Raw genomic sequence first — 14773 nt, 5'->3', positions numbered from 1 at the left:
GGGAACAGGCCCCGGCGGACCCGCGCGGGTCCCGCCGGCGGTCTAGAAGCGCAGCGACTCCGCGGCGTCCCACTTGCGGTAGCTCTTCTGCAGGATCCATGCGGAGAGCGGCAGGAGCGCCAGCCCTGCGGTCAGGTAATAGGGGGAGAGGAGGGAGAGGAAGATGAAGGCGAGCAGCAGGGGCGCGAGGGCGGCGACGTACTGGCCGAACACCCGGGCGTTGTAGAGCAGGATGTTCGGGTGCAGGCCGGTGAGGTAGACGATCACTGCCACCGCATAGGCGGAGAGGGAGACGAACGTGGCGATGACGGGGAGAAACGGGGCGGGATCCCCCGTCCCGATCGCCAGCGCCGCAAGGATGAGCAGGGGAATGGCGTTAAAGAGGGCGTAGCTCGCGAGTTTGCTGCGGATCACCGTCGATACCTGCACGGGGAGGAAGGCATAGCTGGCGAAGAGGTCGTACTCGGTGAGCCAGTTGTAGACGGTCGAGGTGATGATCCCGAGAAAGAGGGCGAACAGGGGGAGCGGCTGCAGGGCGGGGACGAACGGCAGGAATGCGAACAGCAGCACCCCGATGAGCGCGATCGGGAGGAGGAACGAGAAGACGATCTTCCCGAGACCCCCCTCGCTCCGCGAGAGGTCGAGGCAGTCCTTGGCCATGAAGGGGGCATACGCCGCCCAGGGCATGCGGCGGGCCAGCCCGTCCAGGGCGTTGCGGTAGGTCCGCTTCTTCTCGGGGTAGTCCACGTTCAGGAAGGCGAGCGAGAGTGCGGCAGGGACGATCGCCAGCGCCAGGGACGCGAGCAGGTTTCCCGCCGAGAGGTCGCGGAAGAGCCGGTACGGCGGCAGGGCCCAGAGAACGTTCAGGTTCAGGCATGCGCCCGTCAGGAGGGCAGCGGCAGCGGCAGCGAGAACGGTGCCGATCAGCAGCTTCTGCGAGTGGGCGTAGAGGGTGGAGAGGAAGAAGACGGCGGAGAGCCCGGTCAGGAAGGCGAGGGAGAGCGTGAGGAGCAGGTGCAGGATGGCGACGGGGGGGATCCCGAGGAAGGGGGAGACGATCGCGAGACCGGCGACGCAGGGGAGGATCCAGAGGGCGAAGTAGAAGAGGACGTCTTTTACCAGGAAGCTGAAGAAGATCCGCCGTTCCGATACCGGCAGGCTCCGCGAGGAGTAGGCGATCAGGCTCGCCTGCCCGAAGCGGCGGTTCATGAACTCCCGTCCCATCAGCCCGAAGCCGCCCACGTTCAGACCGAAGAAGGCGAAGAGGTAGTGGGCGAGGAGCACCACCTGCTCCATGGGGACGATCCGCGAGAAGACGGGCAGGGAGAGGGCTGCTGCGGCGGAGAAGAATGCGACGAGGGCGGGGAGGAGGGCGAACATCAGCCCGCCGAAGACGCTGGAGTGGAGCCGCCACTCCTCGACGATCATGGCTCGGAGGAGGAGAGCGGCGGTGTCACGCCGCTGTGCAGGCGAGGAAGAGATCCTCAAGCCGCGTCCCCCCTTCCCTCAGGTCCCGCACGGGGGCGTCGTGGACGATCCGCCCGCGGTAGATGATGCCGATGCGGGAGCAGATCTCCTCGGCGATCCCCAGGATGTGGGTGGAGATGAAGATGGTGTTCCCCTCCGCGACGTACTCCGTCAGGAAGTTCTTGACCCGCCTCTGCATGATGGGGTCCAGGTTGATCAGGGGCTCGTCGATGAAGGCGAGCGTCGGCTCGTGGAGGAACGCCTGGGCGAACATCAGCTTCTGGCGGGTGCCGCGGGAGAGGTCCTTGCAGAGGACCTCCCGTTTCTCCTCGAAGTCGAGCAGGCGGAACCAGCGGTCCGCCTGCGCATCGATCCGCTCGACCCCGCGGATCCGCCCCACGAAGTGCAGGTACTCCTCCGCCGTGAGGAAACTCGGGGGTGTCTCCTGCTCGGGGATGATGCCGACCCGCTCCCGCACCTCCAGGGGGCGGTCGAGGACGTCCACGCCGAGGACGCGGGCGCTCCCCTTCGTCGGGCGGATCTGGCCCGTCAGCAGGCGGTTGATGGTCGTCTTCCCGGAGCCGTTCGGTCCGAGCAGACCGAAGAGTTCCCCTCTGCCCACGGTGAGGGAGACGCCCTCGACCGCCCTCACCTCTCCGTAGTGCTTCGTCAGATCCCGCACTTCGATCGCCGGATCGGGCACGGTGTTCAGCGTCGCAGACATTTACAGATAGTTTGAGCATTGTATATTTAAATCATTTTATTTTTCCATTTTCAATATGCGTCGATTAATTAGAATTCAAAAGAATTAATTCGGACCAACGGGGATAGCGTCCGATGCTCGTGCGGGAAAGAGCGGGGATGCAGCACTCCCGCCGCAGCTGAACCTTTTTCTCTGGGGAGGCACAACGGTTACCCCGGCAGCCCGCGGCTCAACGGCGACCGGGCGAACAGGTGGTGGTGCTCTATACCTCCCGTCATCGTGGCAGAGGATCTGGTGAAGCGGTATGGCGGCTTTACCGCCGTGGACCATGTCACGTTCGAGGTGCGGCAGGGGGAGGTCTTCGGGTTCCTGGGGCCCAACGGCGCGGGAAAGACCACCACCATGAAGATGATCCAGTGCGTATCCCCCAAGACCTCCGGAAGGCTCGAGGTCTTTTCGATGGACGTGGAAGCCCATCAGCGGGAGATCAAACGCCGCCTCGGGGTCGTGCCCCAGGAGACGAACCTGGACCCGGACTTCAGCGTCTACGAGAACCTGCTGGTATACGCGCGCTACTTCGACATCCCCCGCGAAGAAGCCTCGGCACGGGCCGAAGACCTGCTCGAGTTCGTGCAGCTGCAGGATAAGCGGGACGCCTCCATCGAGAAGCTCTCCGGCGGGATGAAGCGGCGCCTGATCCTGGCGCGGGCGCTGGTGAACAACCCCTCCCTCCTGATCCTGGACGAGCCCACCATCGGTCTCGATCCGCAGGCCCGGCACCTCATCTGGGAGAAGCTCCGCAGCCTGCAGGCGCGGGGGAACACCATCGTCCTCACCACGCACTACATGGAAGAGGCGCAGCGGCTCTGCGATCGGCTGGTGATCATGGACAACGGCAGAATCTTCGTGGAGGGCAACCCGGACGCGCTGGTGCGGCAGTACATCGGCACCAGCATCGTGGAGGCGGAGGCGCAGCCCCGCGTGCTCGACTGCCTGCGGGAGAGGGGGGCGAAGTTCGACGTCTGGGACAACCGCGTCCAGGTCTACACCGACCGCCCGCGGGAGATCACCGCCGCCCTCCTGGACAGCTGCAAGACGGAGCGCATCTTCGCCCGTCCGGCAACGCTGGAGGACGTCTTTCTGAAGATCACCGGCAGATCCCTGCGGGAGTGAGGCGGCATGGGATACCTCGAGGTACCGAAGATCGGCGGCGGCGTCTGGAAGGTCTGGAGGCGGAACCGTGACGTCTTTTTCAAGACGTTCAAGGTGAACTTCCTCCCGCCGGTGCTGGAGCCGATCCTCTACCTCCTGGCCCTCGGGTTCGGTCTGGGGACCTTCGTGAGCGAGATCGACGGCGTCTCCTACGCCCGCTTCATCGCCCCGGCTCTCGTCGCCGTCTCCATCATGTACTCCGCCTTCTTCGAGACGACCTACAGCTCGTTCGTCCGCATGTACTTCCAGAAGACCTTCGACGCCATCATCGCCACGCCGCTCACCATCGAGGAGGTCATAACAGGCGAGATCCTCTGGGGAGCGACGCGGAGCCTGATCAACGCGGCGATCATGCTGCCCATCCTGATCCTCTTCGGCGTCGTCGCTCTCCCCTCGTCCCTGCTGATCCTGCCCTTCGCGTTCCTGGGCGGGTTTCTCTTCGCCGTCATCGGGATGTGCTTCACGTCCGTCACCCCGCACATCGATACGCTCAATCTGCCCACGTTCCTCTTCATCACCCCGATGTTCCTCTTCTCGGGGACATTCTTCCCGATCACGCTCCTGCCGGAGCCCGTCCAGGGCATCGCCTTTGCTGTCTTCCCCCTCACCCACCTGGTCGCGATCATCCGGGCGCTCACGCTGGCGAACCTGAGCGCTGACCTGCTCTTCAACCTGGCCTGGATTCTGGTCGTATCCGGCGTTCTGTTCGTCGTATCGGTGAACCTGATGCGGAAGAGGCTCATCGTATGAGGGGCAACACTCCCGATCGGCGCGGGATACGTGCAAAAAAACCGAATGCCACATCGAGAAGCGTATTAAGGATCACGGCCTTTACTTTCTTCTAGTTCCCGCCTCTGGCGGGTGGATCTCGTGGATACGGGGGTTTTCTGCGTTCATGAGTCTCAACCGCAGCCTGTTCGCACCGAACATCGAGAAGATGCAGGCATCCGCCGACGCTGACGGCCTGATCCGGGTGATGCGGAACCACGAGTCGGAAGACCTCCGCCGCGTGCAGCAGGCCCTCATCGCCCTCGGGGATGCGGCGGTGGATCCCCTCGTTCAGGCGCTCCGCGAGGGAGATCGGCGCCTGCGGAGTGCGGCGGCGGAGACACTCGGGGGGCTGCGATCCGGGAGGACGATCCCCGCTCTGATCGAGGCCCTGCGGGACGAGGAGTGGCACGTGCGGTTCCATGCCACCCTGGCGCTGGTCGCGATGGGGGAGACGGCGCTCGAGCCGCTCCTCGGCGCCCTCTCCGATGCGGACCGGGATATCCGCCTGGGGGCCGTCTGGGCTCTGGGGGAGATGAAGGATCGCCGCGCGGTCCGCCCTCTCATCCGTGCCCTCGAAGACAGGGAAGTATTCGTGCGTGTCGTGGCGACCTGGGCTCTCGGCGAGGTGCACGATCCGGCGGCGGTGGAGCCGCTCGTTATGTGCCTGCAGGATGAAGACAGGGACGTCCGCCGGGGAGCAGCCTGGGCGCTCGGGGAGCTGCGGGACCCCCGCGCCACGGGGGCCCTGCGGGAGCGGCTGCAGGACGCGGAGCCGTGCGTGCGCTACGAGGCGGCCCTCGCCCTCCGCTGGATATGCGATCCGCTCACCATCGATCCCCTCGTCGAAGCGCTGGGCAGCGGGGACTGCCGCATGCGGAAGAACGCCGCACGGGCGCTCGGGGCGTTTCGGGAGAGGAGGGTGGTGGCGGCGCTCGTCGGCGCCCTGAAGGATCCGGAGAAGGACGTGCGGCTGGCTGCCGTGCGATCCCTGGGGCTCCTGCGGGACGGCGAGGCCTTCGATCACCTCCTCGAGGTGCTGAACGACCTGGAGGATGCCGAGGTGCAGAAGGCCGCCCGGGAGGCCATGCAGATGATCCGCCTGCCGCATGCGTCTCCCGTCCTGGGCGGCTAGCGCAGGCGCGGCCGCCTCCCCGCGTCCCGCGGCGGGGCAAATGAAGGAGGATCGCATCCGCTCAAACGCCGCCGTTCTGCTCCTTGTACTGCTGGACCCGCGCAAACTGGAGGGACTTGAAGAGGAAGTAGCCGACCACGCCGAAGGTGACGACAGGCGAGACCCAGGGAGGGATGTGGAACCCGAAGCTGTCGATCACCATGATGCATCCCAGGAAGAGGATGGAGTACATCGCGCCGTTCTTCAGGTAGACGTACCGCTTGATCCGCTGGATGTTGCTCACCGTCACCTGGCGCACCACCAGGGCGCCGATCCCGTTCCCGAGCAGGATCAGCGGCACCGCGAGGGTGAAGGCAAAGGCTCCCAGCACGCCGTCGATGCTGAAGGTGGCGTCGATCACCTCCAGGTAGAAGATCTTGCTCACGTCCGAGAGGTTCCTGTCGAAGAGCTTCGCCTCCTGCTGCTCGGCGTTCTGGCGGAACCCGTGCACGATGAAGAAGGCCGAAGAACCGACGACGGCCCCGAACGCCATCATCGCGTTCTCCTGAAGGGAGAACCACACCAGTGTGGCGAGGAGAATGGAGACGATGGCGTAGAACCAGACTCCCTTGGAGTGGATGTACCTCTCCCCCCGCAGCCCGTAGTGCTTCGGCTCCTGGAAGAGCCAGTGGAAGAAGAGGAAGATCAGGAACGTGCCGCCGCCCATGAGGAGCATGGGCGAGGACTCCTCGATCGCCTCGATCACCGCCGGGTCGCTGCTGAACGTTGCCAGGAGCGCTCCCGTCGGCCCCAGACCGGGGGTGGATATCCAGACGATCAGCCAGGGGAGGACGCCCCGGACGACGAAGACGGCAAAGAGCATCCCCCAGATGAGGAACCACCTGCGGTAGCGCTCCTGCATGGTGGAGAGCACCTCGGCGTTGATGATGGCGTTATCGATGCTGCTGATCGTCTCGAACAGCACCAGTCCCGCGACGATCAGGATGGCGGCGATCCAGTCCATTCTTAAGAGTACTGTCATCTCCCTCTGATTTAATAGCTGACGATAGATTCCCTGCCGGATGTGGGTCTTTCCGGCATCCTGCTCTGCTGCAGCGGCAGGGCACGCAGGCGCGCTGGCGGCGTACGCCCCGCCGGCCCACCGGTGCGTCCGGTTCCAGAAGGAGCGCGAATACGCTCGAACAGCATTTCTGGATCCGCTTCTGGCATGGATGCCCGATCGGTGGATCTTCCGGGCATCGGGACGAAGTCCGATACGGAGCGGGCGATGGCGTTCGATCGTCTTTCTGAAAGTCGGGGCGCAACCAGATCCGCCTCATCGAGAAAGGGCGCTCCTCTCCCGCGGCGGCAGGGCAGCATCCTCACCGGCGCCATCATCGAGGCTGAAAAAGAAGCAGCCGGGATCGCCTTCTCTGCTCTTGCCGATCTCCGGACCTGCCTCACCCCCGCAAACGCGCCGCAACATCCATCGCAGAACTCCGATCCGCACACAGACGGGCGCCACCATCGTTGCGGTCCCCCGCAAGAACGAGAATGTCATCGGTCCCTCGGCGTCGTTCGCCTTTGCAGAAGGGGAGGTCGTCGCGGCCATCGGGGAGCCCGAACAGCTGAAGAACTTTGAGAGCCAGCTACTCGGGACCTGGATGGAGAGCGTCGCTCTTGCGATCCTCTCGAAGCATCTGCCGGTCCCCCCGTGCCGCGCTCCATCCTGGCCGGGGCATATATCGGGAACTCCGGCATTCCCTGTTCCCAGGAGAGCCTCCTCCCCCCGTACCCGGGCCTGATCTTCCTGCTGCTCTGCTCCGGACCGGAGTTCAGGCTGCCGCGGTTCCTCTCCCGGGGATCCGGCTTCCCTGTCAGCGGACTCCTCGACCTCGACGTCAACATGGCCGTCGGATTCTCTGGAGCGCTGGCGCCGGGCTTCAACCCTGTCGAGGCGTTCGTCGTCGGTTCTGCGTTCTTCGATACCAGCCCTGCCCCGGCAGCCGCCGGGCTCACCGAGTACTGCAGGCTGACCTCCCCGGAGTCCGAGACGATGATCCGGCTGCTGATCTTCGAGGATCTGAGTCGTCTCTTCCGGGCTGCAGGCCCCTCTCTTCATCCTCCTCAAAATGGGCGCCCTGCTGGCCCTCCTCAGCGTCGTCCGGGTCCGCATGATCGCCGCTCTGCAGAGGTTCGTTGAGGTGCCCGTTCTCCGGGCATTCGGCCCGGTGCTGGGAGCGATCGCCGTCTCGGCCTGTCCTGGCATTCCGGAGGCGGCTCTTGTCCTGATCCCCGGATCCGCCCTCTCGACGGCGAACCCCGGGATCCCGCAGAGGGCAATTGCCCCTGGCAGGACACATCTCCGGGCTCTGCAGCAAAGCTCCCCGGCGGATTTTCCATCTATCCCGCGGATGATCCATCGATGATCCGCATTCACCCCTCCCCTCGGTGAGGGGAATCGTGCGACAGGCCCGCATCGGAGCGGGAATGCCGGGCAGGATGCTCTCTGTCGCACGAAGGGGCCGGAGGAGAGAGGCCCTTCCCCGGAGAAACACCCGGGAGCCCTGCACGGGCTCTTGATGAGAATTTCGACGTCACCATACCCCCTTTGCAGGCAGGGAGATCGGGCTGAACATCCTGGCACGCGGTGAGTTCGCCATTGCCATCGCCGCCATCCACGGATCGGCACCCGCATCTGCAACGATTGGTGCGATGGTCACTGTCACCTCCGATGTGGGCGCGTTCGCATCCCGGAACAGCAGATCCATCGAGGGCTGCTTCTGGAAAAAAGGCTGGATTGCAGGAGACCCGGGTGAAGCGGCGATCCCGGCGGACCGGAGATTGACTGCAAAGGGAAGCGCCTGAATCCGTGCCTGGATATACGGATTCTCCCGCAGCGGTTCCCTGAACGGGATTCCAGGTCATTATTAACCATGAAACGGATCGATAATACCTTTTAATTCCTCGGGTGAGATACTATACAAACCATCCTGATCGGAGGGGAAAGCGCCGGTGGATTACTCGTTCGTTGTACACTCTGACCTGTTCGCGTGGGTGATCCTGCCTCTCCTCATCTTCTGCGCGCGGATCGTCGACGTGAGCATGGGGACGATCCGGATCATCTTCGTCTCCCGGGGCCTCCGCACGCTGGCGCCCATCCTGGGGTTCTTCGAGATCTCCATCTGGCTGATGGCGATCGGCCAGATCATGCGGAACCTGGACAACCCCCTCTCCTACATCGCCTACGCGGGCGGATTCGCGATGGGCAACTTCGTCGGCATGACGATCGAGGACCGCCTCTCCATCGGCACGGTCGTGCTGCGGATCATCACGAAGAACAGCGCCGAACCGCTGGTGGACTTCCTGAAAAAAGAGCACTACGGGGTGACCACCATCGACGGGGACGGCGCCTACGGGAAGGTGAAGATCATCTTCTCGGTGATCGGCCGCCAGGACATCCCGCGCGTGGTGGAGAAGATACAGCAGTTCAACCCCCACGCCTTCTACTCCATCGAGGACGTGCGACACGTGAACGAGGGGGTCTTCCCGGTGAAAGAGCCGGGCTACCTGAGAAGCCATCTCCCCTGGTTCCGGCAGATCTCCAAGGGGAAGTAGGGTCCCCTGCAATCCCCCGCCAGGCCAATACCTGCATTATGCCCGCGAAATATCCCTCTGAACAGGTACTCGCGTATATGCACCTGTTTCGTGCAGGTTATCCCCTTTCGGGTGGATATTTCCCCCTGTATTCGTGAGGTGTCCCGTGGAGATGCCCCTGCAGTCCTGGTTTCTGCCCTGGGTGGTGATGCCCGCGCTCATCTTCCTTGCGATCCTGACGGAAGTGTGCTTCAGCACGGTCCGTGTCATTTTCATCACGCGGGGGCTCAAATATCCTTCCATTGCCATCGGTTTTTTCCAGGTGCTCATCTGGCTGCTGGCCATCGGCCAGATCCTGCAGAATCTGAATAATTATCTCTACTTCCTCGCCTACGGGTTCGGTTTCTCCCTTGGAATATGCGCGGGGATAACCATCGAAGAGCGCCTGGCGATCGGCAGGGTGATCATCCGCATCGTGCTGCGGGAGGATGCCGCTCCGCTCCTGGAATATCTGAAAGGCGCAGGACTCGGATTCACCCGGATGCCCGGACGGGGCGCCTATGGCGATGTTCAGATCGTCCTCACGGTGGTGGATCGCCACGATGTGAGGGCGGTTGCGGCCGCTATCGAGAGGTGCAACCCGCAGGCCTTCTACACGATCGAGAGCGTGAAGCAGGTGAGCGATGGCATCTTCCCGCAGAAGGGACAGGGATGGATGGCCATGCCGGTCCTCACCCTGCGGCACCTCTTCACCCGGAGGAGGTGACAGGGAACCGCCCCTCGACCCGGTTCAAAACAGTATTTTCGGATAGTTTAAGCCTTTTTCAGGGCCCGGGGTCCTCGAAATCGTCCAGCGTCCGAGTAGCTTTGCTGGAAGGATGGAGTCGCGTTCTGATGGCCGTTCTCATGCTTGCCGCGATGCCCAGAGGGGCGAAGGGACGGTCAGTCCCCCTTCTCGATCCAGCGGTGCATGAAGTAGCGGAACGATGCGTTCCTCTTCTTCGCGACCTCGACATCGAAGTGCTTGAGGATCTCCTGCATGAAGACGATGCGGGACATCGGGCGGGGGATCAGCTGGTTGAACTGCTCTTTGGTGATATGGTCGGTGTTCCAGATGCCATCGGCGCCGATCCTGCTCAGGAACGCAGCGTTCGCCCCGGCCAGGTACCAGCTCTCGATCTCCATGACGACCACGGCGATGTCTTCGCCCGTCAGCACCTCGAAGCAGCGCACCATCTCCTCCTTCTTGGCGCGAACGGACGGTGCATCGTCGATGTCCCGCACAAAGACGTACGCCATGCCGGCGCCCTGCACCGACTTGAGCAGCTGGATGGTGCGCTTCCTCTTCTCCCGCGCGTACTTCCAGATGCGGACGGTGCAGTTCCGGTCCTCCAGGGGCGGGGCGATCACCCGCGCAAAGAACCGTTCGTCGTCGTTCCCTTCCAGGAAGAAGAGGATGGATGGCATGTCAGAGCAGGTTCTGGACGTAGAGCTCCTCGATGCCCATGTTCACCAGGAAGGCCCGGATCTCCTCCTTCTCCCGCGGGCGGATGATGCTGGAGAACCCGAACCGGTCCCGCTTCACCAGCAGCAGACGCTCCGCGCCCGCGTACTTCACGATCTCCGGGCTGTGCGTCGAGATGATCACCTGCTTATCCAGCCGTTCGGACACGTCGCGGATCATCTCGACGATCCGGGACGCCAGGTGAGGATGGACGTTGCGCACCGGCTCCTCCAGGACGATCGGGGACTTTCTCTCGAAGTAGAGGGCGATGATGAGGGCGGCGAGGTTGATGGTGCCCTCCGAGAGCAGGTTCGCCGGCGTGAACCTCCGCCCGCAGTAGATCTCTTTTAAGCCCGCGACCAGGGACGCACCCGCGAGCCTCTCCACGTTCACGTCCTCGACGAACGGCAGGATCTCGCTGATCAGCGGCAGCAGCATCTCCCGCTCCCCGGCATTCTCCAGGATGCGCCGCAGGACGATCGCCAGGTTGCTCCCGTCGGGCTCGAGCTCCGCCATGCCCATGGGGGACGTGGTCTTCCGGGAGATCTTCGGGTCGAAGTCGTAGATGCCGATGTCCCGGAAGAAGGCGGCGAGGCGGTGGAGGAGCGGTGCGAAGAGGGGGATGCTGAAGGGCGACTCCAGGAGCGACTCCTGCGGCGCGAGACGCCGGGGGTTCACGGAGGCGAAATCGATCCGCGCCTGAATGTCCCGCGGATGCACGGCGTAGGTCCCCGCACCGTTCCCGTCCCGCCCCAGGACGACCTCCCCCTCGATCGGGGCCGCGCCGCCCGCTCCGATGCGGCAGCGGGCGGCGATCCTCTCGTCCGCAACGGAGAACCGCCCCGGTCCGAAGGCGAGGACGAGGCGGTAGGTGCAGGACGACACGGCGGCCTCGATGTGCTTCTCCCGGTCCTCGCAGAACCGCATGACGAACGGGCGGGGCACCGGATGGAGCCGCAGCTCGAGCGCGACCGGCTCCGTGGACTCCACGCAGATGTTCTGGATGTACTCCCCCCCTCCCTGGAGGGAGACGGCGTTTTCAAGCCCGTGCAGGGCGATGTCCCGCACGAACTTCAGGATGTCGATGAAGTTGGACTTCCCCGCCGCGTTCGTGCCGATGAGCACGTCGTAGGGTCCGAGGTCCAGGTTCAGTTCCCGGAACGTCTTGAAGTTGGAGGCGCGTATCCCGTCGATTCGCACAGGTCAGATCCCCTTTCTGCCGCAGGTATACCCGGTATTCCGGCATGCTCCTACATAACGGCGTCGATGCGTGGGTCTTCGGCCGGCGAGACGGACTGTGGGGGTTTATGCGGGAGGAGAAGAAACCTTCCTGCAATCCATGGTGCCGGGACCGGACGAGACCGATGTGGAGGTTCTGCGGAGAGCGGTCACCGTGATGCGGCTTCGGGTGCTGCCGGACGGGCGGCTGCAGGTCACCGCCCCGCCGGGCGTGGACGTGGAGCCGTTCATCCGGCGCAAGTCCGCCTGGATCGAGAAGAAGCGCAGAGAACTGGCGGATCTCACCGAAGACACGCTGGGCACGGAGGATCTCCTGCTCCTGAACGGGCGGTACTACCTCCTGCGGCAGGGAACCGGGTGCGGGTTCGCCGACGATGGGGCGCTCACCTACTCCACGCCGCAGGGTCTCAGAACGTTCCTGATCGCGAACCTCAAGTCGGACCTCGCCCGGCGGGTGGAGCGCGCCGCGAAGCGGATGCGGGTCGACTACGAGAGCATCGGGGTGCGGACGCAGAAGACACGCTGGGCCAGCTGCTCCGGGAGGAAGCACCTCTCCTTCAACCTCGCCCTGGCAGCGCTGCCGGACCCGCTCAGGGATTACGTCGTCGTCCACGAGCTGGCGCACCTGATCCACCCCGATCACTCCCCCCTCTTCTGGCAGACGGTGGAGACCTACTGCCCCGATCTGCGGCAGGCGGACCGGGACCTCAGGAAGTACTGGATCGTCCTCCAGAGGAACCGCTGCTGGCGCGTGATCCGCGAGATGGGGGAGTGGGAGAACCGTTCACGCCGCCCCTCCGGCGGATCCTGAACTCTTCACTCGCGGATGTACTGCCCGCCGGCGGGCACGGACAGAGCCTCTCCCTCCGTCCGCTCGCGGGGCTGGATGTTTTCGAGCTCGATCGCCACCCAGAGGCGCGCGCCGTCCGCCTGCCCGTCCCCGCTCCCGCGGGACTGCATGTAGGCGAGGAGCTCGTCCCGGTCCAGGAAGAGGCGGTCGCCGTAGGTGTCCAGGAACTGGAGGGGATTCTCCGAGACGAAGATCCGTTTGATACGCGCCTCTCCCACGAGGGCGGGGTCCTCCCCGCTCCGGTAGAAGAGGAACCGCATGCCGCTTTTCAGGTGCCGGTAGGTGCTGGCGGGCTTGACAAAGACGGTCCGGCCGCCGCCGAAGAAGCGGGATACGTAGCGCCGGGGGATGGGGTAGGCAACACCGACGATTCTGCTCATCGATCTCAGGTACTCTTCAGGGTGTGTTTAATGCTTGGCACCGGCGGTGAGGGGGCAACGTTCATATAGAATGATCCGCATGCATACATCGATGACCCCGGGAGAGGGCAAGCAGAGCCGGGTTGCCATATTCGGGTGCGTTCTGGGCTTTCTCATGTGGGCGGACGTGATCACGACCGAGGCGGCGATGCGGTTGGGGCTGCTGGAGCACAATCCCCTGATGGAGCAGGTGGTGGCAAGCCCCCTGCTCCACCTCGCGGTGAAGACCGCTGTCCTGGCGGTGATCGTTATCGTCGCCCGGTGCTGCGAGAGGCTCGTCCCGTCGAGCGGTGCGTACCTGATCGTGGCCCTGGCCGGTTTCTACCTCGCCGTGATCGTGAACAACCTCTTCTTCCTGATCTGACCTCTCCATCGGAGAGGGCAGCCCGCCCCGCACCTGCGCACCGCTGTGCGGTTGCCGCCGGGACGGGTCGTGCAGGCCCCGCCATCGGGTCCCGGTGCGACAGCCGGAGGTGGCCGGTCAGTAGGGCATCACGGTCAGACCCGGCACTCTCGAGAAGCGTTCGTCGCTGCAGAGAGCGGCTGCCGCGATCGCCCCCTCGAGATCCCCGATCGGTCTCCCCTGCGCGCGGAGGTATGCGGCGATCTTCCCGAAGACCTCGCAGGTCTCTTCGGCGATGGGCAGCAGGGTCAGGTGCTCGAGGATCGCCTTCGCCTCCCGGAGATTCTGCTCGATCGACTCCGTCGCATAGACTCCCCGGAACAGTGCGAGCAGATCGATCGGCGTCGTCGCCAGGGGGGCGCCGCTCTCCTCGAGTTCCGCCAGCGTTGCCAGCGCCGCTGACTCGTGGCGGATGAGAGCGGCGATGAAGGAGGCGTCAAGAGTCGGCATGCGGACCGGACTCCCGCGGTTTTAGGTTCCGCATCTCCCGATACGCCTTCTCGATCGCATCCGCGAGGTCCGGGTTGGGTCCGAACTCCCGGACGATCGCTGACAACCTCCTCTGTGGCGGTGCATCCATCGAAGCGCACTCTGCGGGACCTCGCGGATCTGGCGCCCGTCCACGGCTTCCGGCGTTCGCGGGCATCGCCGCGCCGGTCGTCTTCGTTCCCATGCGGGATCGTCCGCAGGCATGGATGATATACTTTTTATGCGGTTCCCCCCCGCGCCCGCGCGGTGCCCGCCCTCTCGTCCGCCCGGGTCCGCCGTGCGGCATCGTCGCATCGCCGCAGACCGGTCCCCCGTGCACCCGCCGCGCGCGTCCCCCTTCACTCCAGGAGCACAAGCCCGATCGAGGTGATGTTGCCGTGGACGATCATGCCGTACTCCAGGTCCCTGCAGGGGACGACGCGCAGGTCCCAGCCGGCGTTCTTCGCCGTGGCGAAGACGTCCATGCCCGCCCCCTCCATCGTGGGGCGGACGAGGTCCATGTGGCGGCACATCCGCCGTATGCTCTCGTCGACGACGCCCGCCTGCTCCTCGGCGACGCAATGCTCGTGCTCGCAGTAGATGCAGGGATAGGCGCCGAATCCGAAGGCCTTGTAGAACCCGTCGTAGAAGGCGGTCTTCTCCAGGAAGTGGATGGTGCCGTTCACCCAGAGGATCAGGTCGCGGAGGAACGGGTGGAAGTCTTCGGGGATCTCCTCCGGTTTGAGGTCCCTGTGGCCCGGTATGCCCTCGAACCGCACCAGGATGCCGTGGTCGTACTCGGCGACCATCCTCCTCGTATCCGCAACGGGCGGGGCGTACGGCGGGCAGGACATGTGCTTCGCGTACCCCTTGCAGCCGTAGCGGCACTTGAACCGCACCCAGTCGGCGACGACGACATCCTTCGCCCGGATCGTGCGCACCTCCGCCCCCCGCTCCCGCGCGAGGGCGGCAAGTTTATCGATCTCTTCGGCAAGTTCGGAACGCATGGCGCATCGTAAAAGAGTGGTG

18 protein-coding genes are annotated in these 14773 nt (G+C 64.5%); 7 read left to right on the top strand and 11 right to left on the bottom strand.

Annotation, left to right across the window (positions count from 1 at the left end):
- Positions 1-42: 42 nt before the first annotated feature.
- Positions 43-1488 (bottom strand): hypothetical protein, encoded by a 1446-nt coding sequence (locus QMC96_09270; protein MDI6876945.1) that lies wholly within the window; start codon positions 1486-1488, stop codon positions 43-45.
- Positions 1454-2191: an ABC transporter ATP-binding protein gene (locus QMC96_09265; protein MDI6876944.1), complete on the bottom strand. Its 738-nt coding sequence runs from the start codon at positions 2189-2191 to the stop codon at positions 1454-1456. The genes QMC96_09270 and QMC96_09265 overlap by 35 nt, the downstream gene beginning before the upstream one ends.
- 258 nt (positions 2192-2449) lie before the next feature.
- Between QMC96_09265 and QMC96_09260 the strand changes: the two genes are divergently transcribed.
- The 3 genes from QMC96_09260 to QMC96_09250 all read left to right on the top strand — a co-directional run bounded on the left by QMC96_09260 (position 2450) and on the right by QMC96_09250 (position 5285).
- Positions 2450-3343, top strand: coding sequence for an ABC transporter ATP-binding protein (locus QMC96_09260; protein ID MDI6876943.1), 894 nt, complete (start codon positions 2450-2452; stop codon positions 3341-3343).
- A gap of 6 nt (positions 3344-3349) precedes the next feature.
- On the top strand, positions 3350-4132 hold the full coding sequence (locus QMC96_09255; GenBank protein MDI6876942.1) for an ABC transporter permease: 783 nt from the start codon (positions 3350-3352) through the stop codon (positions 4130-4132).
- 145 nt (positions 4133-4277) lie between these two features.
- On the top strand, positions 4278-5285 hold the full coding sequence (locus tag QMC96_09250; protein ID MDI6876941.1) for a HEAT repeat domain-containing protein: 1008 nt from the start codon (positions 4278-4280) through the stop codon (positions 5283-5285).
- A 61-nt stretch (positions 5286-5346) separates the two neighbouring features.
- On the opposite strand, the gene QMC96_09245 is transcribed toward QMC96_09250, so the two are convergent.
- The 3 genes from QMC96_09245 to QMC96_09235 all read right to left on the bottom strand — a co-directional run bounded on the left by QMC96_09245 (position 5347) and on the right by QMC96_09235 (position 8035).
- Positions 5347-6288 (bottom strand): DUF475 domain-containing protein, encoded by a 942-nt coding sequence (locus tag QMC96_09245; protein ID MDI6876940.1) that lies wholly within the window; start codon positions 6286-6288, stop codon positions 5347-5349.
- 312 nt (positions 6289-6600) lie between these two features.
- The gene (locus QMC96_09240; protein MDI6876939.1) at positions 6601-7440 is read right to left on the bottom strand and encodes a hypothetical protein; all 840 of its coding nucleotides are present in this window, start codon (positions 7438-7440) and stop codon (positions 6601-6603) included.
- 421 nt (positions 7441-7861) lie between these two features.
- Positions 7862-8035, bottom strand: a complete 174-nt coding sequence (locus QMC96_09235) for a hypothetical protein (GenBank protein MDI6876938.1) — start codon at positions 8033-8035, stop codon at positions 7862-7864.
- A gap of 244 nt (positions 8036-8279) precedes the next feature.
- Between QMC96_09235 and QMC96_09230 the strand changes: the two genes are divergently transcribed.
- Complete coding sequence (locus tag QMC96_09230) at positions 8280-8882, top strand: DUF2179 domain-containing protein (GenBank protein ID MDI6876937.1); 603 nt, start codon at positions 8280-8282, stop codon at positions 8880-8882.
- A gap of 151 nt (positions 8883-9033) precedes the next feature.
- A complete protein-coding gene (locus QMC96_09225; protein ID MDI6876936.1) occupies positions 9034-9627 on the top strand; it encodes a DUF5698 domain-containing protein in 594 nt (197 codons plus the stop codon).
- 176 nt (positions 9628-9803) lie between these two features.
- Here the strand turns inward: QMC96_09225 and QMC96_09220 are convergent, their stop codons facing one another.
- Together QMC96_09220 and QMC96_09215 are read right to left on the bottom strand one after the other, a co-directional pair.
- Entirely contained in the window at positions 9804-10328 is a 525-nt protein-coding gene (locus tag QMC96_09220; protein MDI6876935.1) for a hypothetical protein, read from the bottom strand.
- Between the two features lies 1 nt (position 10329).
- On the bottom strand, positions 10330-11565 hold the full coding sequence (locus QMC96_09215; protein ID MDI6876934.1) for an AAA family ATPase: 1236 nt from the start codon (positions 11563-11565) through the stop codon (positions 10330-10332).
- Positions 11566-11704: 139 nt separating this feature from the next.
- On the opposite strand from QMC96_09215, the gene QMC96_09210 reads away from it, so the two are divergent.
- Positions 11705-12415: a SprT family zinc-dependent metalloprotease gene (locus tag QMC96_09210; protein ID MDI6876933.1), complete on the top strand. Its 711-nt coding sequence runs from the start codon at positions 11705-11707 to the stop codon at positions 12413-12415.
- 5 nt (positions 12416-12420) lie between these two features.
- Here QMC96_09210 and QMC96_09205 read toward each other — a convergent pair whose 3' ends face one another.
- The gene (locus QMC96_09205) at positions 12421-12834 is read right to left on the bottom strand and encodes a DUF365 domain-containing protein (protein ID MDI6876932.1); all 414 of its coding nucleotides are present in this window, start codon (positions 12832-12834) and stop codon (positions 12421-12423) included.
- Positions 12835-12925: 91 nt separating this feature from the next.
- Between QMC96_09205 and QMC96_09200 the strand changes: the two genes are divergently transcribed.
- The gene (locus QMC96_09200; GenBank protein ID MDI6876931.1) at positions 12926-13237 is read left to right on the top strand and encodes a DUF5658 family protein; all 312 of its coding nucleotides are present in this window, start codon (positions 12926-12928) and stop codon (positions 13235-13237) included.
- Positions 13238-13354: 117 nt separating this feature from the next.
- Here QMC96_09200 and QMC96_09195 read toward each other — a convergent pair whose 3' ends face one another.
- The 3 genes from QMC96_09195 to QMC96_09185 form a co-directional block, all read right to left on the bottom strand.
- Entirely contained in the window at positions 13355-13726 is a 372-nt protein-coding gene (locus tag QMC96_09195; GenBank protein ID MDI6876930.1) for a type II toxin-antitoxin system VapC family toxin, read from the bottom strand.
- Positions 13713-13949 (bottom strand): hypothetical protein, encoded by a 237-nt coding sequence (locus tag QMC96_09190; protein ID MDI6876929.1) that lies wholly within the window; start codon positions 13947-13949, stop codon positions 13713-13715. Before QMC96_09190 ends, QMC96_09195 begins: the two co-directional genes overlap by 14 nt.
- Before the next feature lie 154 nt (positions 13950-14103).
- On the bottom strand, positions 14104-14751 hold the full coding sequence (locus QMC96_09185) for a DUF2284 domain-containing protein (GenBank protein MDI6876928.1): 648 nt from the start codon (positions 14749-14751) through the stop codon (positions 14104-14106).
- Positions 14752-14773 lie beyond the last annotated feature (22 nt).

It is taken from the genome of Methanomicrobiales archaeon (assembly GCA_030019205.1).
GTDB lineage: Archaea > Halobacteriota > Methanomicrobia > Methanomicrobiales > JACTUA01 > JASEFH01.
Note: the sequence above shows the minus strand (reverse complement) of the source record. Positions and strands in the feature narration are given on the sequence as shown.